This window comes from Streptomyces sp. NBC_01707, assembly GCF_041438805.1.
In the GTDB taxonomy this organism is placed as follows: domain Bacteria; phylum Actinomycetota; class Actinomycetes; order Streptomycetales; family Streptomycetaceae; genus Streptomyces.
The window spans coordinates 7,049,946-7,071,237 of the sequence record NZ_CP109190.1; the positions used below are offsets into that span (position 1 = coordinate 7,049,946).

The window sequence follows — 21,292 nt, forward strand, 5'->3', positions numbered from 1 at the left end:
GCCCGCGGGAGGCAGCCATGCGCCTCATCGGAATGCCCGCCGTCGCAGGGGCCGTTGTGCTGGCGTCGGCGGCCCCCGCTGCGATGGCCACCGCCGGCGCCGACCCCGTCGCCACCGTCAGCCCGAACACCGTACAGCCCGGCCAAACCGTGCATCTGGCCTTGCGCAACTGTGAGAATCCCGGGGAGGGCGGGCTTGCAGAGGGCTCGCTCGTCGGGGGCGGGACCACGGCGAGATCTCCCATCGGCATCACGGAGCTCAAGGCCGGCGCCGACGGGACGCTCGTCGGCACAGCCACCATCGAGAATGCCGAGCGCGGAACCACGGAAACCATCTACCTCGCCTGCAACTCGAACCCGGACGAGGTCGTCGAGGCCACCGTCACCGTCACGCACTGACCGATGCAGTGGCGTGGCGTCTCACCTCTTGGGGGCAGTGAGAAATTCTGAGCAGCGTCTCCTCTCCCGAGCCGGTCGCCCGCTGCGTAATGAATCAGGGCAATGTCCGGAAGTGTTATCCATAGCCCTCAGGCATCCGGCCATCGTTTTGTCGGGTCGGGCTCCGAAATATAATCAGACGCAGTCCTGTGCATTGATGTCGGTGGTTACCTGCGGCGAAAAATTTATCGGAGCAGAGTTACCTGCGGTCATCCCTGCTGTAGCGTCCGGGTGAATCTACTTCTCACCCACCTCAATGGCCGCGGGCCACCCTTGCGATCTCCCCGCATTGCCGGCCTCGAGAGACGGATCAGATCCTGACGATCCCCGCCGGTGGCGCCACGGACGAGAGGTGGCCGCCAAGTTGAACATCACCGGAAACGCAGTACATTCGTATCTGGACCGGCTGCCGAGGAAAAGAGCGGCTCTCACCGAAGGGACAGATCCGGCCCCGGCTCGCGCTCACGGCCCGGCTGGTCACTGATTGAACGAATAGTTGCTGCAGGCAGTTCCACCCGGTATGAGTCGACGGTTTTGCCCATGCATAAGACCGGCCATTCTTCCCCTTGTTCTTCGAGTTACCCGGACAAGCAAGCCTTGTTTATCGACCACGGGAAGAAGTAACGCCCAGCGGTACCGGTACGTCGCCGCGTCGCACAGTGGCAGCGCGTCAGTGCGCTCAGATGCAAGCTTCACATCACCGGTCCTCGGGGTTGATGGCCGTGAAATCGTGCACGACTTCCAAATCAAGATCACCCAAATTCTCGCGAGGCTGATCATGAAGAAGCAGATATGGCAGAGCATCGGTGTCACGACAGACACTTGCTCGACGGTAGGCAGCTACGGCATCACAAGCGCCCGATCCAGCGGCGCGTCCGCACAGGCGGTGCAGAACCGTGCCGGCGGTGCAGCCACCTACCCGAATCTGGTTCCGGACTGGGACTGCCATGCAGCCGCCTGATGTCAGGGAGTCGGGCGAGGAACTGCCGGACCCCGCGGCGGACGGACAAGGTCCGGGAGGCGAGGGGGCCGGGGCGCCGACGGCCCAGGGCGGCAGACTGGGAGGGCTGGCCGCCCTCAAACCGGTGTCGGTGATCATCATCGTGCTTTCGGTGGTGGGCGTCGCGGTCGCGGCTGTCGTGCACTCGGTGATGCTCTTCCTCAATATCGCCCCCTTGAACACCGTCTCCCAGAAACATGCCGCGGGCCTGAACAGCTACATCTACCCGGAGTTCGCACAGGACTGGAAGCTCTTCGCCCCCAACCCGACGTCGGCGAATACGCATGTGCAGGCGCGAGTGAAGGTCCTGATGCCCGACGGGGCCCTCAAAACCACTGGCTGGATGGACTTGACCGCGATGGACGAGGCGTGGATCGTGCACAATCCTCTACCGAGCCAAGCGCACCAGAACCAACTCCGCGGCGCCTGGGCCAATTACGTCTCCACGCTCGATGACAAGGGCCGCCCGGTCGGCCTGTTCGGAACCATGATGCAGGAATATCTGGTGCGCATCGCCGCCCAGCGTTTTGGACCGCACTTCGACGGCGGCACCGTACAAAACGTCCAGCTGCGTTCGGCCAGTACGCCGATCGCGGCGCCTTCGTGGAGCAACCAGTACGTCGACACCACGACCGGTTATTTGGTGGAGCCGTGGTGGACCGTCAAGGCGGAGGACTTCAAGTGACCGCATACTCTCCGGCCACGCCCGGCCGCGAATCCGCACCGCCCCCTCGCGCCCGGCTGCGCGACCGTATCGGCGCCGCTGTCGAGCGGGGCTTCAGGCGCATCACCAGCGGTGCCGTCGCGCCGTACCAGTCGGCCGTCATCCGGATCGGCTTCTCGCTGACCTGGCTCGCCTTGCTGTTGCGCGAGTGGGTGCACCGAAATCAGCTCTACGGGGCGGACAGCCCTTGGAGTTGGGCCATGGCCCGTGAATGGAATGCCACGAACCACGCCTTCACCATACTCCTGTGGCATGACGGTCGGCTGTGGTTCGAGATCGTCTACATGGCGGCGATGGCTGCGTCGGTGATGCTGCTCCTCGGCTGGCGGACCCGTACCGCCTCGCTGCTGTTCATGATCGGTGTGCTGGCGCTCCAGAACCGCAACCCCTTTGTGGGGAACGGCGGCGACAACGTCATCCACATCATGGCGATCTACATGGTGTTCACGCGCTGCGGACAAGTCTGGTCGTTGGACGCGCGGCGCGCTGCGGACAGCCGCGACGGCGACCAGGACGGCGGTCGGGATGTGGCCGGGATCGCAATGTGGGCCTGCTTCGCCGCCGTGCTCACTGTGGTCACCGGGCTGGGCAAGCTGAGCATTGGCTGGGCGTTGCTGCTCTGGGGCTTCCTCTTGGCCCAGATGGCCTGGTGGTTGGTGCGGAACTACGCACCCGGGGAGCCCCGCACCGTGATGGCGATGGTGGGCAACGTGGTGCACGCGGGTGCGATGCTCGTGATCGCGGTCCAGGTCTGCCTGATCTACTCGAGCTCCGGGTGGTACAAGATCCAGGGCTCCCTTTGGCAGGACGGCACGGCGATCTACTACGCGTTGCACCTCGGCAACGTCACCCCGTGGCCCGCTCTGTCCCACGCCGTCGCGAGTAGCAGCCTGCTCATCCTGATACTGAGCTACGGCACGGTGATCGTCGAAGTCGCCTTCCCTTTCACGCTTTTCAACAGCCGTGTGAGGACCGTGATGGTCGCGATCATGATGTCCATGCACGCGGGCATCGGGATTCTGCTCGGTCTTCCTTTCTTCACGATGGCGATGATCGCGGCGGATTCACTCTTCCTCCCGACGGCTGTTCTGCGCTGGCTGAGCGACCGTGCGGCGCGCGCAGTGCAGTGGACGCGAGCCCTGGTGCCCGCACCACTGATGGCCCAAGAACAGACCGAACCCGTCCGCCGCGCGTGATCGGGGAGTACGCGAAGCCTGTGCCCTCGGAGACCCGGGGGCACAGGCGTGTACGCACACATTCGGCCCGGATCGCGTTGGAGATCCGGCATGGGACGATCCCCTCGGTGACTCGACCCCTGAACCGTCACCACTCCCTTGAGGAGCTGAAGGACGAACGTTGGCCGGCCCCGTCGGGCGACGCGACTCGCCTTGTTGCGACCCCGCACGCGCTTCGACGTAAGCCGATCGGCGAGCTGACAGTGGAGGGCATGCGGCTGCTGATAGGGCAGGGGAGGGCCGCGGAAGGTCCCTGGTGTGCAAGGTCCATAGGTCGCACTGCCGGCGGCGGCCGCGATATCGAGACCGCCGCCTGTTCGGACGACGGCGGCAGCGTCTCCAGCACGGCGTCCGAAGGCCGCGTCCGTCGCCGCGTCGCCGATATCCGTGGGCTCCGACGCTCCACCAGGGATTGCGGGACAGCCCCTACCGGCGGGCGCGGGACGACAGCTACGGCACCCGTTGTGTCCTCGGAACGCCGGAATACGCCCAGTACGAGGGCGCCCCTTCGCCCTCAGGCCCCGCTGGTCAACTGCAGGGACGCGAACGTGACTTGCAGGTATCGATTGTGGGGACGATCGACGACGTCGGGTCGAAGTCCTCCCAGGACGCCACGGCCCGCAGAAGCCGCAAGCTGTCGGGTGACGTCAAGGCCGACGTGGGTGTGGTGCTGCGACACCGGTCGAGCCGTGGACGGCCTCACCCCTGCGCTGTTCGGTCATCAGGAGCTGTCACGTTCAGAAGTGGTTGCTCCATTGTTCCTCTGAATCCGGACTTCGAAGCACGTGCCACGACGGATCTTGCACTTCTTGGGACTTCCAGGAAAGTGCCGTCAGCTTCTTCTCCGTGCCGGTGCCGGGTTGCGGGATCTCGAGAATGATCCGCCGACCTGAGCGGTCGTCGACAACGAGCACGCTCTCCTCCAGCACCATGCGGCCGACGAAGGGATGCTTCACTTCCCGAGTGGTGACGTGGTGTTTTTCGATCTCGTGCTGCCGCCACCATCTGCGGAATTCCGTGCTGCTCTGGCCCAGTTCGCGGACCAGAGTGGTGAACCACGGTTCGTGGACGTACAGTCCGGTGGCCGCGCGGAACTCGGCCAGCACGGATCGGGCGCTCGGCTCCCAGTTCTGAATCATCTCGCGCATATGACCGCCGAAGAAGAGCCACAGCATGTGGCGGTGCGCAGGAGGGATTTTGGCCAGATCGCCGTAGACGTCTGTTCTGGCTTGGTTCCAGGCGAGAATGTTGAAACGGGGACCTAGAGCGAACGCCGGATGTGGATGCTGGCTGTCCAGGATGCGCTGGAGGGCCGGAGGTACGCCGTCCGCGGGAATGTTCGCGCTGGAACGAGCATCCTCGTGCGCCAAGGCCAGGAGGTAGTCGCGCTCTTCGGCGCTGAGGCGAAGGGCTTCGGCCAGCGAATTGAGCACGTGGTCGGATACCCGGATGTTCCGAGCTTGTTCAAGTTGGGAGTACCAGCAGGCGCTGATACCCGCCAAGTCGGCGACGTCTTCCCGTCGCAGGCCCGGGGTGCGCCGTGATGTTCGCGTGGGAAGGCCGACCTCTTCTGGCTGAAGGGCCAGCCGTCGTGTTTTGAGGAAGTCTGCGAGCTCCGCTCGCCGTTGGTCGTAATTCATCCGTTGTTCCCTCTGCTGAGCGACTGTTGCGGATGGTTATTACCTGAGACCTCTACTCCTAGGATAGTCGGTTTCTTGATGCGCGCTCTGCCGAGTGTGAAGCTCCTGCTGGGAGCGGCGTTCGGCCCTGACGGGCGCTGAGAGGGGTCGCCGTTCGTGAACGAGCGGCTGTCTTTCGGTCCGGTGGTCGAAGGGAGAAAGCCATGCGTGGCAGGCGGTACCTCATCCGAGGCAGCCGAGTGCTCATGTAGGCCTGGGCAGTCGCCGTCGCAGCGGCGAAGTCGTTGCGGTTGACGATGAACGTGCTGCCGCAGCTGTCTGGCCGGGCTGTCCGGGGTACGCCATGCAGCCAGAGGGGCGCGCAACTTGCGGGTTTCGCGCAGCGTAGCGATGTTCAGCCGGTTCCCTGCGGCAGCAGGGCATCTGAATTGTGAGCTTCTGTGTCCGTGCAGCCAAGGGCTGATGCCCCGATGGTGTGGGGTAGCGGCCCTCGTTGCCGTTTGTGAGATCAAGCCAGGAAGCCTGCCCGACGGTACTCAAGTGCAAAGGGAGTGGACCCGCGCCGGAGTGGTGAACGACGGTTTGTGGATTTACAATTCGGCGGCCGTGCGGAACTTTTCTGAATCTGTTCGCATATGCCTGACGAAGAAGAGCTACAGCATATGCCGGAAGGGCTGCGGTCGGCGAGATCAGTACATGGCTGAAATACCAGGATGTTCCAGGCCTGTTCAAGGCGGGTGTGCCAGCAGATGCTGATGTCCGCCACAGGTCGTCGGCCCGCTGCGATGCATGTGGTGGAAGACCGATCTCTTCCGTGAAGAAGTCCACGATCTCCGCTCGCTGTTGGTCGTAATTAATCCGCCGTCGCCTCTGCTGCCGACTATTGCGGATGGCTATTACCGGAGACCTCCACTCCTAGGATAGTCGGTTTCTTGATGCGTGTTGTGCCGCGTGTGATCCTGCTGCTGGAAGCGGCGTTCGACCGTCACGTGGTGCTGAGAAGATCACCGTTCGTGAACGAGCGCCTGTCTTCGCTCCGGTGGTCGAAGGGAGAAAATCATGCGTAACAAGCGGTACCTCGTTCCCCCAGTGCTCATCGCCTCTCTGGCGTTCCCAGCGAGTTTCGCCGGGGAAACGATAGGCGCCTCGCCCCCAGCAGCTGTGGCGGCATCGGCATCGACCCCCGCGAAGACAACGCCCGCGGCCTTTAGCCAACCCTGCTTCCCGGGTCAGCAGCAACAGCAACAGCAGGGCGGCCGTGGCGGCCGACAACAGCAGCAGCAGCAACAGCAGGGCGGCCGACAGGGCGGCCGGCAGCAGCAACAGCAGCAACAGCAGCAGGGCGGCCGGCAGCAACAGCAACAGCAACAGCAGCAGCAGCAACAGCAGCAACAGCAACAGCAGCAGCAGCAGCAGCAGCAGCAGCAACAGCAGCAACAGCAGCAACAGCAGCAACAGCAGCAGCAGCAGCAGCAGCAGCAGCAGCAGCAACAGCAGCAGCAGCAGCAACAGCAACAGCAACAGCAACAGCAGCAACAGCAGCAACAGCAGCAGCAGCAGGGTGGCCAGGGTGGCCAGCAGCAGCAGCAACAGCAGCAGCAGCAACAGCAGCAGCAACAACAGCAGCAGCAGCAGCAACAGCAGCAGCAACAGCAGCAGCAGCAGCAGCAGCAGCAGCAGCAACAGCAGCAACAGCAGCAGGGTGGCCAGGGTGGCCAGCAGCAGCAGCAACAGCAGCAGGGCGGTGGTCTGCTATAGGTCACCTGGCCTGGTTGTCTGGCGGACGCCATGCCGCCTGGGGGCGCGTAACCCGCGGTACACGCGGGTTACGCGTCACACGCCCCCGATCAGCCGGTTCTCAACGGCAGCATGGCGAGGGCCGCTGCCCCGAGGTATGGGGCAGCGGCCCTCGCTGCTCTCTGTGAGGTCAAGTTGTGAGATCGAGCCAGGGGACCGGCCCGGCGGCGCTCAAAGGCGACGAGGGCGGCGAGGGCCTGCTCGCGGGTGATGTCGCGGTGGCACTTCCTCGCGGCGTAGCACCCACCGACGTGAACCTCGACAGGACGGGCACCGACCCCGATGCTGAGCTCAACGATCCGGGCCGGGGTGGTCGGCCGCGCCCCTCGCCCGGTTGCCGGTCCTTCTCCCGCTGCTCGACCGCGGCGATCGTCTCGTCGATGCGCTCCACCCACATGGCGTGCCGGTCCGCAGGGGAGGGAGGCGAAGGGATCAGGCGAGACATTGGACGCGTGTTCGATTATGGTGTCGTGGATGTGCGCGAGCCCCACTGCTCCGGCAGGGGCTCGGGCCGTGATGATGCGCTCGTTTCCGCTGATCGGGCGTCTCTTGCCACAGCGGGCGGTCTTGGGCGCCCGAGGTTAAGTCGACCCGGTCGGTTTTTCCGCCCGTCAGAGTCGTCGTGACGTGATTCCGAGCGGCATCATTGGAGGAACCCTCGCATGGCGGGCCTCGCGCGGACGACGGCACGATCGAGTTCCGGCCCCGTGCAGACCTTCGACGCACTGCCGATCACGGCTCTACGGCGAAGGGCTGCACAAACCCCACCTCACCGCTGCCGACCTGCGCCGTCGCCATGTCGCAGCTGCCTCCGAAAAGGAGGAACCCGCACCCGGCGGACCGATCCGGTCGGAGCACTGACGGGACCGCCCTCGGACCGGCCCACCGATGGGCCCGTGCGTAGGAGAGCTCGAGGTGGTCGGCGCATCGGGGCGGGGGCAGCGGGAGAGATCAGGGCAACCGCTGTGCAACCGGTTCCCTACCCTCGCGGATCAGGGACCTTGAGTTCATCTCCCGTGTTGGTGATGAAGATGACCAGAAGCTTCGCCGGTTTCGTCTTGCTGGTGTTCTCCGTGAGCACGTGGTGAGCACCCGGCTCCTCGACCCAGTTCTCGCCTTGGTGGTAGGTACGCACCGGCTCGCCGGCGAGCTGGCTGCGCATGGTCCCTTCGAGCACGTAGGCGTAGACGAAAGCCTCGCCGTGCCGATGAGGAGCCGCGCGCGAAGCGGGCGGGAAGTCCACTATCGCCGAGGTGAACGTCTTGCCCTCGATGTTCGGGAGCGCCTGTTCGAACAGAGGCGCCAGCGTTTCTTCCGGTGCCTCAGAAGTCACGGCAGCAGCCGGCACCACACCGGTGGAGCGCTCTGCCACGGGGGCGCACGCGACGGCCGTGGCCACCATGCCGGCAGCCAGAAAGGCGCAGGAAAGCCGTATTTTGGTCATGGTTGCTCTCCCATTCAGTCTTCGGTGATCCGGATGTTCGTCCTGCCCGGGGTGCGGCGATCGGGGGAGTGCGGTGGGCACTTCGGCGAGCGGCCGCACGGCCGCAGACGATCGGCTCGAGCCGTCCGCCCCGGAGCCGCGTGGCGTGGTCACGAGCCGGGCGCGATCGGGTGCGACGACGAACAGGACAGCTCGCCCGTCCCGGGTTGGACCGTGGGCGGCGTGGCGGACGCGAAGAGCGTGCCACCGGCACGCACCAGGCGGCGGAGCGGTCGAGGGCCTGGCCGCCGAACGCGTCGAACTCGCTGGTCTCTTCCAGCTGATTGGCCTGCAGGGCCAGTAAGTCATCCACGCCGCGACCGAGCGCCACGTGTCTGTCGGCGGTCCGGCCGGTGTCGATCACTCGGCCTCCCACCCGGTGCGCGAACTGCACCGTGATCGGCGTGAACTCCGCCCGCGGCGCCGTGGATCAGGACGGTCCGGCATGCGGTCGGCCCGGACGGCGCGGCGGTCATGGTGTGGTCGACGTCCGCCGGGAGCGCGGACCTGGTTTCACGGTGGGGCAGAGACGATGTCGGGCATGGGCACCTCCGAATGATCGATCTCACCTTGTCGCAGACGGTTCGCTGCGCGAGCAGGATCAATCACGAGGCGCGGGGTGACGGCTGCGCATGTCGCGATGTCGTGTGTCCACACAAAGACACAACCATCGAGCTGCGACACAGGCAACTTGGCGGGCTCACGCACCGTCGCCCGGGCGGCGTGCAAAGGAAAAGCCGTCGGCCGCGTCTTCCGATGGTGGAAGAACACGGCCGACGGCCCGGAGACTGTGCAGGCGAGCGGAGCCCCGCTCCGACCTGTGGTGCCCTTAGATGTCGAAGTACAGCTCGAACTCGTGCGGGTGCGGGCGCAGCTGGATCGGGGCGATCTCGTGCGTCCGCTTGTAGTCGATCCACGTCTCGATCAGGTCGGACGTGAAGACACCGCCGGCGAGCAGGTACTCGTGGTCCGCCTCGAGCGCGTCCAGGACGGCCGGGAGCGAGGTCGGGACCTGCTGGACGTTCGCGTGCTCCTCGGGAGCCAGCTCGTAGAGGTCCTTGTCGATCGGCTCGGCCGGCTCGATCTTGTTCTTCACGCCGTCGAGGCCGGCCATCAGCAGCGCCGAGAAGGCCAGGTACGGGTTGGACGACGGGTCCGGGGCGCGGAACTCGACACGCTTGGCCTTCGGGTTCGAGCCCGTGATCGGGATACGCATCGCGGCCGAGCGGTTGCGCTGCGAGTAGACCATGTTGACCGGGGCCTCGAAGCCGGGGACCAGGCGGTGGTACGAGTTCACCGTCGGGTTCGTGAAGGCCAGGAGCGACGGGGCGTGCTTGAGGATGCCGCCGATGTAGTAGCGGGCGATGTCCGAGAGACCCGCGTAGCCCTGCTCGTCGTAGAACAGCGGGTCGCCGCCGGCCCACAGGGACTGGTGGACGTGCATGCCGGAACCGTTGTCGCCGAAGATCGGCTTCGGCATGAAGGTCGCGGTCTTGTTGTTGCGCCAGGCGACGTTCTTCACGATGTACTTGAAGAGCATCAGGTCGTCGGCCGCGGCGAGCAGCGTGTTGAACTTGTAGTTGATCTCGGCCTGGCCGGCGGTGCCGACCTCGTGGTGCTGGCGCTCGACCTGGAGGCCGTTCTTGTCCAGTTCCAGGGAGATCTCGGCGCGCAGGTCGGCGAAGTGGTCGACCGGCGGGGTCGGGAAGTAGCCGCCCTTGTAGCGGACCTTGTAACCACGGTTGTTCTCTTCCGAACCGGTGTTCCAGGCGCCGGCCTCGGAGTCGATGTGGTAGAAGCTCTCGTTCGCCGACGTCTGGAAGCGGACGTTGTCGAAGACGTAGAACTCCGCCTCGGGACCGAAGTAGGCGGTGTCCGCGATGCCGGTGGAGGCGAGGTACGCCTCGGCCTTCTTGGCCACGTTGCGCGGGTCACGGCTGTACTGCTCGCCGGTGATCGGGTCGTGGATGAAGAAGTTGATGTTGACGGTCTTGTCGCGGCGGAAGGGGTCGACACGGGCGGTCGACAGGTCCGCGCGGAGCGCCATGTCGGACTCGTGGATGGCCTGGAAGCCGCGGATCGACGAGCCGTCGAAAGCCAGTTCCTCGGTCGGGTCGAAGGCCGCTGCCGGGATGGTGAAGTGCTGCATCACACCGGGCAGGTCACAGAACCGGACATCGATGAACTTGACGTCTTCGTCGGCGATGTACTTCTTCACGTCGTCGGCGTTCTGGAACATCCAACTCCTCCTACTCCCGACCCGGAGGGGCGGGGTTGTAGCTCGTTGTGCGGCCAGTGCGGTGGCACACGCTGGACCCGACCATAGGCAGACCGGATTTCTCAAGCATGACCCATTTGTTTCGCCGAAGTTAACCGGGCCGGGTGCGGGCGGCATCCCGGAGTCGTACCCGGGCCCGGTAGCGGTCCGTTCGGGGCGTTGGTGACGCCCTGCCGCCAGGGGCGGCCACGGGCCCCGGGCCGCAGGGCGCGGAGGCGGGCGCAGTACCGTTGTCGGGTGGACAACAGGCAAGCAATCGGATCGTGGCTCTCCGGGCCGCGCGCGGCAGCCGAGGAAATGGGCGTCGACTTCGGGTACCGGGGCAAGCGGCTCGGTCTGCCCGAGGAAGGCCCGGGGTCGGTGGCCCCGCTCGGCCGGCGCTTCGGCGCCCTCCTCATCGACTGGGCGCTCTGCATGCTGATCGCATACGGGCTGTTCGCTCGCGGTGACCAGCAGGCGGCCGGAAACTGGGCGCTCGGCATCTTCCTCGTACTGAGTGTGCTCACCGTCGGAACCATCGGCTGTACGCCGGGCAAGCGCATCCTGGGCATCCGGGTCGTCGCCGAGGGCGGTGGCAGGCTCGGTCTCGGGCGGGTGGTCGTGCGGAGCGTGCTGCTGTGCCTGGCGGTCCCGGCTCTGGTCTGGGACCGCGACGGGCGGGGTCTGCACGACCGGCTCGCCCGCGCCGTCCAGGTGCGGATCTGAACATGATGTGACCGAGCGGATGTGACCGAGCAGAAGAGGGCGGGTCCCTGAACCGGAGTGGTTCGGGGCCCGCCCTCTTGTCGTGTCCTGTGCGGTGACTGCGTCAGCGCATCTTGCCGCCGCGCGGCATCCGCATACCCTTCGGCATCGGGCCCTTCGGCAGCGGCATGTTGCTCATCAGGTCGCCCATGGCCCGGAGCCGGTCATTGGCCGCCGTCACCTGCGGGCCGGTCAGGACCCGCGGCAGCTTCAGCATCTTGGTGCGGACCTTCTTGAGCGGAACCTGGCCCTCGCCGTTGCCGACGATGATGTCGTGCACCGGTACGTCCACGACGATGCGGGCCATCTTCTTCTTCTCGGCCGCCAGCAGCACCTTGACCCGGTTCGGGTTGCCCTCGCCGACCAGCACGATGCCCGCCTTGCCGACGGCCCGGTGGATGACGTCCTGGCTGCGGTTCATCGCGACCGCGGGCGTCGTGGTCCAGCCACGGCCCACGCGGTCCAGCACCGCCGCCGCAGCGCCGGGCTGTCCCTCCATCTGCCCGAAGGCCGCCCGCTCGGCACGCCGTCCGAAGACGATCGCCATCGCGAGGAGAGCCAGCACGAAGCCCAGGATGCCCAGGTAGACCGGGTGGTTGATCAAGAAGCCGACGGCGAGGAGGACACCGAAGGTGACGATTCCCACACCCGCGACGACAAGACCGATCTTGGAGTCGGTCCGCCGGGTCATCTTGTAGGTCAGGGCGATCTGCTTGAGCCGCCCCGCGTTCTCGGCGCTGTCCGCGCCGTCAGTGTTTGCCTTCCTCGCCATGTATTGAAGTTTACGTGGCCTAGGAGCGATGGTCGGCCACGGCCTCCAGCACGTATGCGGTCTCGACCCGGTCCTTGGCCCGGCGGCGGTCCTCGAGGACCGCCGTCCAGGCGTTTTGCCGGGCTGTCCGCTGTCCGCTGCTGAGCAGCAGCGACTCGACGGCACGGAGAGCGTCGGTGACGGACGGGATGGCGGTTGCGCGTACCGGCACGGCCTGCATCGTGGAAGTCCCCTCGGAACGGATGCGCGAAGTGAGTCTGTTACGGAAGCGGATTGCGCGGCTGGACACGGGGAGCAGCGACGGCGGCAGCTGTGAAAGCCACTGCGCTGCGTGAATCCAGGGTCACTGCTCGGTGTTACCAGCGCATGACCTGTCGGTCAAACACCAATGAAACCTTGATATGGGCGTCGCGCACGTCGAGACGGCCCATACGCGTCCCCGACCTGCGGGGAGCGTATGGGCCGCGTCGTATCAGCCACTACCGCTCGGTAGCTTCTTGTGCTCGGTTTCACACGGTCCGGGTCAGGCCGCGGGCGTCGGGGCAACGGCGCCACGGCGCTCGATCGCCTGCTGGAAAAGCCGGCCCGCGCGGTACGAGGAACGGACCAGCGGCCCGGACATCACACCGGAGTAGCCGATCTCGTCCGCCTCCTCCTTGAGCTCCACGAACTCGTGCGGCTTCACCCAGCGCTCGACCGGGTGGTGGCGCACGGAGGGCCGCAGGTACTGCGTGATCGTGATGAGCTCGCACCCGGCGTCGTACAGATCCTGGAGCGCCTCACTCACTTCCTCGCGGGTCTCGCCCATGCCGAGGATGAGGTTGGACTTGGTCACGAGCCCCGCCTCGCGGGCCCGCGTGATGACCTCGAGCGAGCGCTCGTAACGGAAACCGGGGCGGATCCGCTTGAAGATCCGCGGCACCGTCTCGACGTTGTGGGCGAGCACCTCGGGGCGCGAGGAGAAGACCTCGGCAAGCTGCTCGGGCTCCGCGTTGAAGTCGGGGATCAGCAGCTCGACCTTGGTGGCGCCGGCCTCGCGCTCCGCCGTCAGTGCGTGGATCTGGCGCACGGTCTCCGCATACAGCCAGGCGCCGCCGTCCTCCAGGTCGTCGCGCGCGACGCCGGTGATGGTGGCGTAGTTCAGGTCCATCGTGACGACCGACTCGCCGACGCGGCGGGGCTCGTCCCGGTCCAGCGCCTGAGGCTTGCCCGTGTCGATCTGACAGAAGTCACAGCGGCGGGTGCACTGGTCGCCACCGATGAGGAATGTGGCCTCCCGGTCCTCCCAGCACTCGAAGATGTTGGGGCAGCCGGCCTCCTGGCACACCGTGTGCAGACCCTCGCTCTTCACGAGCTTCTGCAGCTGGTTGTACTCGGGGCCCATCTTCGCCCGGGTTTTGATCCACTCGGGCTTGCGCTCGATGGGGGTCTGGCTGTTCCGGACCTCCAGGCGCAACATCTTGCGCCCGTCGGGTGCGACAGCGGACACGTCCGGCTCCCTACGACTTCGATTCTTCGGCGAACACCAGGGTACGCCCGCTATTTGTACGGTCGGGGTGTGGCCCTCACCCCTGGGCAACCAGGGGGCGGGCCGGGCCATTCCCGGAGCGGCCGGGTCCGTGGGCGTCGGGCAGGGGGCTCCGGCCTCGGGCCCCGTTCCTCGGACGCCGCAGGGGCCGGGTTCCGCGGGTCAGGCCGAGGCGCGGTCGATCTCGCGCGGCGCCAGTTCCGCATTCTCCAGGACGTCCTTCAGGTGCTTCTCGGCTACCGGGAGCACCTCGGCGATCGTGATGTCGCGCCCCAGCTCGTACGCGAGCGAGGTGACGCCCGCGTCGCGGATGCCGCACGGCACGATCCGGTCGAACCAGGTGTTGTCCGGGTTCACGTTCAGGGCAAAGCCGTGCATGGTCACACCCTTGGCGACCCGGATGCCGATCGCCGCCAGTTTGCGGTCCTCGCGGCGCTGGCCGGCGTTGGACGGGGCGTACTCGGGGCCGTTCAGCCGCGGGTCGAACTCCTCGTCGTGCAGTCGCGGATCGAAGTCGAGCGACAGACCGCCGAGCGCCGGACGATCCTCGACCGGGTCGCCCAGCACCCAGACCCCACTGCGGCCCTCGACCCGGGAGGTCTCCAGGCCGAACTCGGCGGCCGTACGGATCAGCGCGTCCTCCAGCCGGCGGACATGCGCCACGACATCCACCGGACGCGGCAGTTTCTGGATCGGATAACCGACGAGCTGCCCCGGGCCGTGCCAGGTGATCTTGCCGCCGCGGTCCACATCGACGACCGGAGTGCCGTCCAGCGGGCGCTCACTGTCCGTGGTACGCCGTCCGGCCGTGTAGACGGGCGGGTGCTCCAGCAGCAGACAGGTGTCGGGAATCGTGTCCTCGAACCGGGCCGCATGCACCTCGCGCTGCTTCTGCCATGCCTCCTGGTAGTCGACGGCCGACTCGCCGAATCCCAGCCGGACGAACCGAAGCTCACTCACGACAGATGCCTTCCTACTTGCGGTGCCGGGGAGCCGGAAGGTGTCTCCGGCGCCACGTCACCATGCAGTGATTCGCGCCCCGGGCCACTGTACGACCGCCCCGGGAGCGGCGGCCCGGCAGGTCTTTCCCGTCAGCGCCACCCCCAATCCTCACACGATCGGATGAATGTGAAGCGAAGGCGGCTTCGGCCGCCGCGGGCCCCGCTAAATTCGCGCCGTTCCATAAGGGCTGCCCGCCCGGCCCCGAAGGCAGGAGACCGTACAGCTGATGTCGGAACGACCTCCGCAGCGCACCCCCAACCGCCAGCTCGCCTCGCTCATCACAGAAGCCGGATTCTCGAACGCAGGTCTTGCCCGCCGGGTGGACCAGCTCGGCCTCGAGCACGGTCTCGATCTGCGGTACGACAAGACTTCCGTGACTCGCTGGCTGCGGGGCCAGCAGCCGCGCGGGACCACCCCTGCCCTGATCGCCGAGGTCTTCACCCGGCGGCTCGGACGCCGGCTCTCGACGCAGGACCTGGGCCTCGACGCATGTGCGCCCGTCTATGCCGGTCTGGAGTTCGCCGCCACGCCCGGCGAGGCGGTGGACATCGTCAGCGGGCTCTGGCGGAAGGACTCGGGCAGTCATGCAGAGCTGCGGAAGATCGCCTTCACCCCGGCCGGGCTCGTGGTGCCCAGCCGGGACTGGCTGATCGGACGGGCCGACGAGTGGGTGGCCCGGGGAACCGGTGAGGCCGCTGCGTCCGGCGGCGGGACCGGTGGGGTGCGCGGGACCCCGGGGGCGTCCGTGGGCGGCGGCGCCCGCGGGGCGGCGGGGCTCGGCGGGCCCCGTGCTGCCCATGGCACGCACGGTGGGCATGGGTTACATGGAGCGAACGGGCAGAACGGCTCCGTGGGGCCGGGCGGCAGGTCCGGTGCCCGTGGGCCCGTACCGGTCAGACCCTCCTCCGGACCGCCCACCTCACCCGCACCGTCTTCAGCGCCTCCGGTGCACCTCGCATCCCCGGCACCGGGCACACCCGGCGTCCCCCGGCAGCGCCAGATCGACCGCGGCCCCGGCCAGAAGGTCAGCAGCGGCGATGTCGCCGCCCTGCGTTCCGTCGGGGAGCTCTTCCGAACCCTCGACCACACCTATGGCGGCGGCCACGCCCGCCAGGCCCTCGTCCGCTATCTGGAGCACGAGGCGGAGCCGATGCTCCGTGGGACGTACGGGGAGGCGATCGGGCGGCGGCTCTTCTCGGCGGCCGCCGATCTGACCCGGCTGGCGGGCTGGACCTCGTACGACATCGCGGCACACGGCCTCGCCCAGCGATATTTCGTCCAGGCGCTGCGGCTCGCCCAGGCAGCGGGGGACCGGGTGTACGGAAGTTATGTCCTGATCACCATGAGCCGGCAGGCGGTGTATCTCGGGCACGGCAGGGAAGCCGTCCAACTGGCGCGCGTGGCCCAGCAGGGCGTCGGCTCCTCGGCGCCGCCGGTCGTCATGGCCCTGCTGCACGCGGTCGAGGCGCGTGGGCACGGGGTGCTCGGTGAGGCCAGGACGTGTGCGGCCTCGCTGGCGCGGGCGGAACACGCGCTGGAGGCCGCCCGGCCCGGCGACGACGTACCGCACTGGGGGCGCTGCTTCGACGAGGCGCAGCTCGCCGACGAGTTCGGGCACTGCCACCGTGATCTGCAGCAGTACCGGGCCGCCGCGCAGCACGCGGAGCGCTCGCTCCAGCTGCGCGCCCCGGTGTACGCCCGGAGCAGGTTGTTCTGCCGGGTGGTGCTGGCGTCCGCCCGGCTCGGGCTCGGCGAGCTCGACCAGGCGTGCCTGCTCGGCGCGGAGGCGGCCCAACAGGCGGCGGAGATGCGGTCGGTGCGTGCGACGGAGTACGTGAGGGAGTTCGAGCGTCGTCTCGAGCCGTACCGGGACGCGGCGGCGGTACGCGGTTACCGCGAGCGGGTCGCCGCCCTCGGCTGACTCCTTCCGCGTATCGGGAGCCGGGCGGACGGACTCAGGCCGCTTCGCTCAACCCGGCCTCCACGTCGCTGCCGGACCGGATGCCCAGATCGCCGAGGATGGCGTGTGCGGCGCGGCGGCCGGAGAACAGGGCGCCCTGGACCGTACTGGTGTCCCGGTGGTCGCCGCACACGTACAGCCCGGCGAGCAGTCGCACCGGGCGGCGCAGATCGTGCGGGGGCGGCATCGCCGGGACCGCCTCCGGATCGTGGTGGGCGGCCAGGAGCTCCCAGTCGTCCGTGGAGGTGCCGTACAGCGCGGCGAGATGGGCACGGGCCGAGCGGTCGAGATCGGGAGGCGGGGTGCCGAGCACCGTCGACGTGATCAGGGTCCGGCCGTCCGGAGCACGCGACGGGTCGACCTCGCTCATCACACAGGTGTGCGCGACCGGACCCGAGCGGTCGGCGTCCAGCAGCAGCGCGGCGCCGGTCGGTGGGGGAGCGGGCGCCGTGTGGTGGAGGACCGTCACCGGGTGGAAGGACGGCACCCGCAGACCCGGCAGCAGCTCGGCGGCAGCGCCCGCGCCGGTGGCCAACAGCAGGGACCGGCAGCCCAGTTCGCCGTGCTCCTTGGTGCGGACGGAAGTGATGTCGGCGGCGGTGACGTGCACACCGGTCCGTACGGTGCCGGGCGGCAGTGCCGCCGCCAGCAGGTCGGGCAGCGTGGCCGAACCGCCGGACGGTACGCACAGCCGGCCGCCGGCGTAGCCGCGCAGGACGAGATCGGCGCAGCGGCTCGATGTGGTGAGCCCGGGGTCGCTGAGCAGCGCGGTGAGCAGCGGGCGCAGAAAGCCGTTGACCGTACGGGACGGCAGGCCGCGGCTGGACAGGGCGGCGAGCGCGGTCTGTTCCGGCCGGGCCAGGATGCGGGACGCCGGGGTGGTGGCGAGCCTTGCCAGGGCGGCGCCGAGCCTGGCCTGGTCGATCGGCCCGCCCATCGGCGGCCGGGGGGCGCTCGCCAGGGCGCGCGCCGCCTTGAGTGCGCCCCTTGCGCTCCGTGTGTGCCGCACGTCGCCGGTCCGGTACTGGCGCCCCTCGCTGTGGACGAGCACCCCCGGCGCGAAGTTCCGCAGCACGAGCCCTTCGAGGCCGGGTGTCGTGCGCAGTTCCGGATACGAGGTGCTGAGAAGCGGGCCGAGGTGGTCGAGCCGGAATCCGTCCACCTCCTCGGTGGCCATCCGGCCGCCGGCCCGTGGACCGGCCTCCAGGACGCTGACGCTTACCCCTGCGCTGGTCAGTTGATGGGCTGCTGACAGGCCGGCGATCCCGGCCCCGATGATGACGACGTCCGCGTGGTGTGCCGTGCTGAGCACGTGCCCCTCCCCGAGTCGGCGCGACTGCTGGGAGGGTCTTGCCCCCAACAGGCCCCCGGAATGCCCGAGTTCGCGATGAGGCTAGGAGGGGACCGGTGCGGGCACAGTCGCGCGCGGCCCGGGGCACCGTTGCACGGGGTCGCACATCCGTGTGATTCGCCCGGTCGTGGTCAGCGCAGCGCCGCGCGGATCGAGGCGTCGATGCCGGGGAAGGCGAACGAGAATCCCGACTCCAGCAGCCTTCTCGGCAGCACTCGCTGACTGCCCAGGACATCCTCCGCGAAGTCCCCCAGGGCGATCCGAAGGGCGGGCGCCGGAACGGTGAACAGCGTCGGACGACGCAGCACCCGCCCCATCGCGGCCGTCACCTCACCGTTGGTCACGGGGGCCGGCCCGGTCAGATTCACCGGTCCCGACAGCGACGGCGTGTCGAGGATGTGCCGCAGGGCGGCGATGTGGTCGTGCAGCGCGATGAAGCTCCAGTACTGGTGCCCGTTGCCGAGCCGCCCGCCGAGTCCCGCCCGGAACAACGGGAACAGCCGGCCCCAGGCCCCGCCTTCCCGGCCGACGACCAGACCCGTGCGTGCGAACACCGTCCGGACGCCCGCCTCCTCCGCCGGGGCCGCGGCCGCCTCCCACTCCACGCACACGGACGGCAGGAACCCCTCGCCGGGCGGCGCGCTCTCGTCCACCGCGCGGTCGCCGGTGTCGCCGTAGTAGCCGATCGCCGACCCGGACAGCAGGACCTTCGGCGGTACGTCGAGAGAGGCCACCGCCTGCGCGATCGCTTCCGTCCCCAGCACCCGGCTGTCCCGGATCTCCTGCTTGTACTCCTCCGTCCAGCGGCGGTCGCCGACCCCGGCACCGGCGAGATGGACGACGGCGTCGCAGCCGACCAGGCCCGCGCCGTCGACGTAACCCCGCTTCGGGTCCCACTCGACCTCGTCCCCGGCCCGCGCCGGGCGCCGGACCAGGCGTACGACGTCGTGTCCGTCGACCCGCAACGAGCGCACCAGCGCCGTTCCGATGAGTCCGGTGGATCCGGTGACAGCAATACGGGAGTTCACCATGGATCCATCCTGCCGCAGGGGAGGACGTGGCGCCTCGCCCGTGCCGCCGGGCGCGTCCGGGCGGCGGCCGGGCGCCCGGCGGATATGCGATGACGCAATCGGGCGCGCCGTGGCACAGTGGCGCGCATGCCTGAACTCCGCACGCGCCCCGTCCGCCCCGCGGATCTCGGCGACGACACCGAACTCGGGGAGCTCGACCGGGCCACCTGGTCGACCCTGCACTCGGTGCAGTCGCGGCCGCAGCCGCCGTACGAGCCGTTCTTCAGCGACCGCAGCCGGCCCGAACACCTGCTCGTCGCCGAGGCGGAGGACGCGGCGGGTGAGGTGCGCATCGCCGGGTACATCAGGGTCGTTCCGCCGACCGCGCTGGCCTGCCACACCCATGTGCGCCAGATACAAGGCCTGGCGGTGGCCGACTGGGCGCGCGGCCGCGGTGTCGCCAGGAGGTTGTTGCGGGCCGCGCTCGCGTCGGCACGGGGCGACGGCGCGAGCCGGATGACGCTGCGGGTGCTCGGGCACAACGCGCCCGCGCGTGCGCTGTACGAGTCGGAAGGGTTCGTCGTCGAGGGTGTGCTGCCCGGCGAGTTCCTCCTGGCCGGGCGTTACGTGGACGACGTCCTGATGGGCCGTTCGCTCACCCCCTGAGGGATGTCGATCGACCCGGTACCGGACGGCGCGCAGCGCGGGTAGGGAGGGACGGGTCAGCCGGCGCCGAACCGCTCCCAGAGCAGCGGGAAGCGCGCGGCCAGGGCCGCGTCGTCCTCGAAGCCGAACGGCGTGCCCTCCGGCTCGGCCGGCTGCGGCGGAAGGCCGAGATCCGGTGTGACGATGCCGGTGAGCTGCTCGTACGCCTCGTCGGCGGCGTAGCCGAGGTCCTCGGCGTCCCCGTCGATCTCATCGTCGAAGTCGTCGAGGAGTTCGGCGAGACTGTCCGGATCGTGCACCGCCGCCTCGAAGATCTCCCGGCCCTGGCCGATCAGCCAGCAGCGGAAGAAGTCGAACGCGTCGTCGCTCGCGCCGCCGAGCAGCACGGCGGCGGCGCCCCACACGTCCCAGCGGTACGCGCGGTTGAAGCGGGCCTCGAAGTGCCTGGCGAAGTCCAGCACGGATTCGGGATCGAGCTGCAGGAGTCGTTCGACGAGCAGGTCGGCATGTTCTTCGGGGTCGCCCTCGGCGGCCTCGCGGGTGCTGTCGATGATCTCCCAGAATTCCGTCTCGTCCATCACGGGACAAGCATCGGCCTTGGCGGCAGGCGATGCACGCGGAGACGCCGAAAAGAAGCCTTCAGCGATAGAGATCGCTCAGCCGTTCGGCGGCAGCGCCGAACCGGGTCCGCAGAGCGGCGGGTTCGAGCACCTCCAACTCCGGTCCCAGGGAGAGCAGCTGGCTGTACGCGACATCCAGCGACTCGACCGGCAGGACGACCGTACGCCACCCGTCGACGTCGGGCGGGCCGGCCGCGTCCAGCGCATCGAGGGCGGCCGAACGGTCCACGAGATGAGGCAGTCGGCCTACGCCCGCCTCCGACACCCGTACCGTCACCTCGGTCCGCAGGATCGACCGGGCGAACTGCGCGGCCCGTTCGTCCCAGAACGCCGGCAGGGCGAAGTCCTCGTCCCGGACGAACCGTTCGTCCGTCACGGCCACCGCCGCGAAGCGGTCCATCCGGTACACCCGGAAGTCGGTCCCGGCCCGCGCGCAGACGTACCAGACCCCGGCCTTGAGGACGAGCCCGTACGGTGCCAGCTCCCGCTCGACCTCGCTGCCCGGCCCGCCGCGCCGGTAACGGGCCTTGACCATCCGGTCGTCCCAGACGGCCTCCGCGACGGCAGGCAGCAGCTCGGGTGTGACGGGCTCCTGATACCAGCCGGGCGCATCCAGATGGAACCGCTGGGCGGCGGTGTCCGAGGCGTCCCGGAGCGAGGGCAGCAGAGCGGCGGACACCTTGAGCCGGGCGGCCGACGCCGCATCCTCCAGCCCCATCTCACGCAGCGCGAGCGGCAGGCCGGACAGGAAGAGCGCCTCGGCCTCGTTCCGGGCCAGGCCGGTGAGCCGGGTGCGGTACCCGCCGACCAGCCGGTACCCGCCCGCCCGGCCCCGGTCCGCGTACACCGGGACACCCGCCTCGGAAAGGGCCTGGGCGTCGCGGGTGATGGTCCGCTCGGAGACCTCCAGCTCCCGGGCGAGCTCGGCGGCGGTCATCGCGGTCCGGGACTGGAGGAGCAGCACCATCTTGATGAGCCGGGCAGCGCGCATGGAACCAGTGTGCCTTGCCTCGATCGCCGGGCAGGCCTGCAGAGACGCCCTCGA

Annotated in this window: 21 protein-coding genes; 8 read left to right on the plus strand and 13 right to left on the minus strand. The window is 68.4% G+C overall.

What is annotated here, in order from left to right; translation table 11 throughout:
* The first annotated feature begins 17 nt into the window (after window positions 1-17).
* The 5 genes from OG963_RS31570 to OG963_RS31590 all read left to right on the plus strand — a co-directional run bounded on the left by OG963_RS31570 (window position 18) and on the right by OG963_RS31590 (window position 4,163).
* A complete protein-coding gene (locus tag OG963_RS31570) occupies window positions 18-398 on the plus strand; it encodes a hypothetical protein (protein ID WP_371799712.1) in 381 nt (126 codons plus the stop codon).
* A 712-nt stretch (window positions 399-1,110) separates the two neighbouring features.
* Complete coding sequence (locus OG963_RS31575) at window positions 1,111-1,398, plus strand: hypothetical protein (RefSeq protein WP_371799713.1); 288 nt, start codon at window positions 1,111-1,113, stop codon at window positions 1,396-1,398.
* Complete coding sequence (locus OG963_RS31580; RefSeq protein WP_256223486.1) at window positions 1,385-2,122, plus strand: DUF5819 family protein; 738 nt, start codon at window positions 1,385-1,387, stop codon at window positions 2,120-2,122. Before OG963_RS31575 ends, OG963_RS31580 begins: the two co-directional genes overlap by 14 nt.
* Window positions 2,119-3,357, plus strand: a complete 1,239-nt coding sequence (locus OG963_RS31585) for an HTTM domain-containing protein (protein ID WP_093774823.1) — start codon at window positions 2,119-2,121, stop codon at window positions 3,355-3,357. Before OG963_RS31580 ends, OG963_RS31585 begins: the two co-directional genes overlap by 4 nt.
* 107 nt (window positions 3,358-3,464) lie before the next feature.
* Complete coding sequence (locus OG963_RS31590) at window positions 3,465-4,163, plus strand: contact-dependent growth inhibition system immunity protein (protein ID WP_371799714.1); 699 nt, start codon at window positions 3,465-3,467, stop codon at window positions 4,161-4,163.
* Here the strand turns inward: OG963_RS31590 and OG963_RS31595 are convergent.
* From OG963_RS31595 to glnA, 5 genes are all read right to left on the minus strand, one after another.
* Window positions 4,134-5,036: a helix-turn-helix transcriptional regulator gene (locus tag OG963_RS31595; protein ID WP_093774825.1), complete on the minus strand. Its 903-nt coding sequence runs from the start codon at window positions 5,034-5,036 to the stop codon at window positions 4,134-4,136. The two genes, OG963_RS31590 and OG963_RS31595, sit on opposite strands and share 30 nt — an antisense overlap.
* A gap of 915 nt (window positions 5,037-5,951) precedes the next feature.
* Window positions 5,952-6,767, minus strand: coding sequence for a hypothetical protein (locus OG963_RS31600; protein WP_371799715.1), 816 nt, complete (start codon window positions 6,765-6,767; stop codon window positions 5,952-5,954).
* Window positions 6,768-6,883: 116 nt separating this feature from the next.
* Window positions 6,884-7,324: a DUF6233 domain-containing protein gene (locus OG963_RS31605; RefSeq protein WP_371126263.1), complete on the minus strand. Its 441-nt coding sequence runs from the start codon at window positions 7,322-7,324 to the stop codon at window positions 6,884-6,886.
* Window positions 7,325-7,812: 488 nt separating this feature from the next.
* Window positions 7,813-8,277 carry a cupin domain-containing protein gene (locus OG963_RS31610; protein ID WP_093771474.1) on the minus strand — a complete coding sequence of 155 codons (465 nt, stop codon included), beginning with the start codon at window positions 8,275-8,277 and terminating at the stop codon, window positions 7,813-7,815.
* 868 nt (window positions 8,278-9,145) lie between these two features.
* The gene (gene glnA, locus OG963_RS31615; protein WP_030933685.1) at window positions 9,146-10,555 is read right to left on the minus strand and encodes a type I glutamate--ammonia ligase; all 1,410 of its coding nucleotides are present in this window, start codon (window positions 10,553-10,555) and stop codon (window positions 9,146-9,148) included.
* 276 nt (window positions 10,556-10,831) lie between these two features.
* On the opposite strand from glnA, the gene OG963_RS31620 reads away from it, so the two are divergent.
* On the plus strand, window positions 10,832-11,299 hold the full coding sequence (locus tag OG963_RS31620; RefSeq protein WP_078879252.1) for an RDD family protein: 468 nt from the start codon (window positions 10,832-10,834) through the stop codon (window positions 11,297-11,299).
* Between the two features lie 103 nt (window positions 11,300-11,402).
* Here the strand turns inward: OG963_RS31620 and OG963_RS31625 are convergent, their stop codons facing one another.
* The 4 genes from OG963_RS31625 to lipB all read right to left on the minus strand — a co-directional run bounded on the left by OG963_RS31625 (window position 11,403) and on the right by lipB (window position 14,598).
* The gene (locus OG963_RS31625; protein WP_030933683.1) at window positions 11,403-12,110 is read right to left on the minus strand and encodes a DUF4191 domain-containing protein; all 708 of its coding nucleotides are present in this window, start codon (window positions 12,108-12,110) and stop codon (window positions 11,403-11,405) included.
* A 19-nt stretch (window positions 12,111-12,129) separates the two neighbouring features.
* Window positions 12,130-12,330 carry a hypothetical protein gene (locus tag OG963_RS31630; RefSeq protein ID WP_030933681.1) on the minus strand — a complete coding sequence of 67 codons (201 nt, stop codon included), beginning with the start codon at window positions 12,328-12,330 and terminating at the stop codon, window positions 12,130-12,132.
* Between the two features lie 303 nt (window positions 12,331-12,633).
* Complete coding sequence (gene lipA, locus OG963_RS31635) at window positions 12,634-13,599, minus strand: lipoyl synthase (RefSeq protein ID WP_030970724.1); 966 nt, start codon at window positions 13,597-13,599, stop codon at window positions 12,634-12,636.
* Between the two features lie 201 nt (window positions 13,600-13,800).
* Window positions 13,801-14,598: a lipoyl(octanoyl) transferase LipB gene (lipB, locus tag OG963_RS31640; protein ID WP_030933677.1), complete on the minus strand. Its 798-nt coding sequence runs from the start codon at window positions 14,596-14,598 to the stop codon at window positions 13,801-13,803.
* A gap of 268 nt (window positions 14,599-14,866) precedes the next feature.
* Here lipB and OG963_RS31645 point away from each other — a divergent pair, with 268 nt between their 5' ends.
* Window positions 14,867-16,561 (plus strand): regulator, encoded by a 1,695-nt coding sequence (locus OG963_RS31645; RefSeq protein WP_371799716.1) that lies wholly within the window; start codon window positions 14,867-14,869, stop codon window positions 16,559-16,561.
* Window positions 16,562-16,595: 34 nt separating this feature from the next.
* Here OG963_RS31645 and OG963_RS31650 read toward each other — a convergent pair whose 3' ends face one another.
* Together OG963_RS31650 and OG963_RS31655 are read right to left on the minus strand one after the other, a co-directional pair.
* Window positions 16,596-17,912, minus strand: a complete 1,317-nt coding sequence (locus OG963_RS31650; protein WP_030933674.1) for an NAD(P)/FAD-dependent oxidoreductase — start codon at window positions 17,910-17,912, stop codon at window positions 16,596-16,598.
* Window positions 17,913-18,082: 170 nt separating this feature from the next.
* Window positions 18,083-18,982, minus strand: coding sequence for a TIGR01777 family oxidoreductase (locus tag OG963_RS31655; RefSeq protein WP_319324752.1), 900 nt, complete (start codon window positions 18,980-18,982; stop codon window positions 18,083-18,085).
* Window positions 18,983-19,108: 126 nt separating this feature from the next.
* Between OG963_RS31655 and OG963_RS31660 the strand changes: the two genes are divergently transcribed.
* Entirely contained in the window at window positions 19,109-19,627 is a 519-nt protein-coding gene (locus OG963_RS31660) for a GNAT family N-acetyltransferase (protein ID WP_093771482.1), read from the plus strand.
* Between the two features lie 56 nt (window positions 19,628-19,683).
* On the opposite strand, the gene OG963_RS31665 is transcribed toward OG963_RS31660, so the two are convergent.
* Together OG963_RS31665 and OG963_RS31670 are read right to left on the minus strand one after the other, a co-directional pair.
* Window positions 19,684-20,205 (minus strand): DUF4240 domain-containing protein, encoded by a 522-nt coding sequence (locus OG963_RS31665; protein ID WP_030933667.1) that lies wholly within the window; start codon window positions 20,203-20,205, stop codon window positions 19,684-19,686.
* A 61-nt stretch (window positions 20,206-20,266) separates the two neighbouring features.
* Window positions 20,267-21,238, minus strand: a complete 972-nt coding sequence (locus OG963_RS31670) for a YafY family protein (protein ID WP_030933666.1) — start codon at window positions 21,236-21,238, stop codon at window positions 20,267-20,269.
* Between the last annotated feature and the right edge of the window lie 54 nt (window positions 21,239-21,292).

Coding starts and splice junctions, on each gene's coding strand:
- OG963_RS31570 (WP_371799712.1), top strand. CDS start 18: ATGCGCCTCATCGGAATGCCCGCCGTCGCAGGGGCCGTTGTGCTGGCG.
- OG963_RS31580 (WP_256223486.1), top strand. CDS start 1,385: ATGCAGCCGCCTGATGTCAGGGAGTCGGGCGAGGAACTGCCGGACCCC.
- OG963_RS31595 (WP_093774825.1), bottom strand. CDS start 5,036: ATGAATTACGACCAACGGCGAGCGGAGCTCGCAGACTTCCTCAAAACA.
- OG963_RS31610 (WP_093771474.1), bottom strand. CDS start 8,277: ATGACCAAAATACGGCTTTCCTGCGCCTTTCTGGCTGCCGGCATGGTG.
- glnA (WP_030933685.1), bottom strand. CDS start 10,555: ATGTTCCAGAACGCCGACGACGTGAAGAAGTACATCGCCGACGAAGAC.
- OG963_RS31625 (WP_030933683.1), bottom strand. CDS start 12,110: ATGGCGAGGAAGGCAAACACTGACGGCGCGGACAGCGCCGAGAACGCG.
- OG963_RS31630 (WP_030933681.1), bottom strand. CDS start 12,330: ATGCAGGCCGTGCCGGTACGCGCAACCGCCATCCCGTCCGTCACCGAC.
- OG963_RS31645 (WP_371799716.1), top strand. CDS start 14,867: ATGTCGGAACGACCTCCGCAGCGCACCCCCAACCGCCAGCTCGCCTCG.
- OG963_RS31655 (WP_319324752.1), bottom strand. CDS start 18,982: ATGGTGAACTCCCGTATTGCTGTCACCGGATCCACCGGACTCATCGGA.
- OG963_RS31660 (WP_093771482.1), top strand. CDS start 19,109: ATGCCTGAACTCCGCACGCGCCCCGTCCGCCCCGCGGATCTCGGCGAC.
- OG963_RS31665 (WP_030933667.1), bottom strand. CDS start 20,205: ATGGACGAGACGGAATTCTGGGAGATCATCGACAGCACCCGCGAGGCC.
- OG963_RS31670 (WP_030933666.1), bottom strand. CDS start 21,238: ATGCGCGCTGCCCGGCTCATCAAGATGGTGCTGCTCCTCCAGTCCCGG.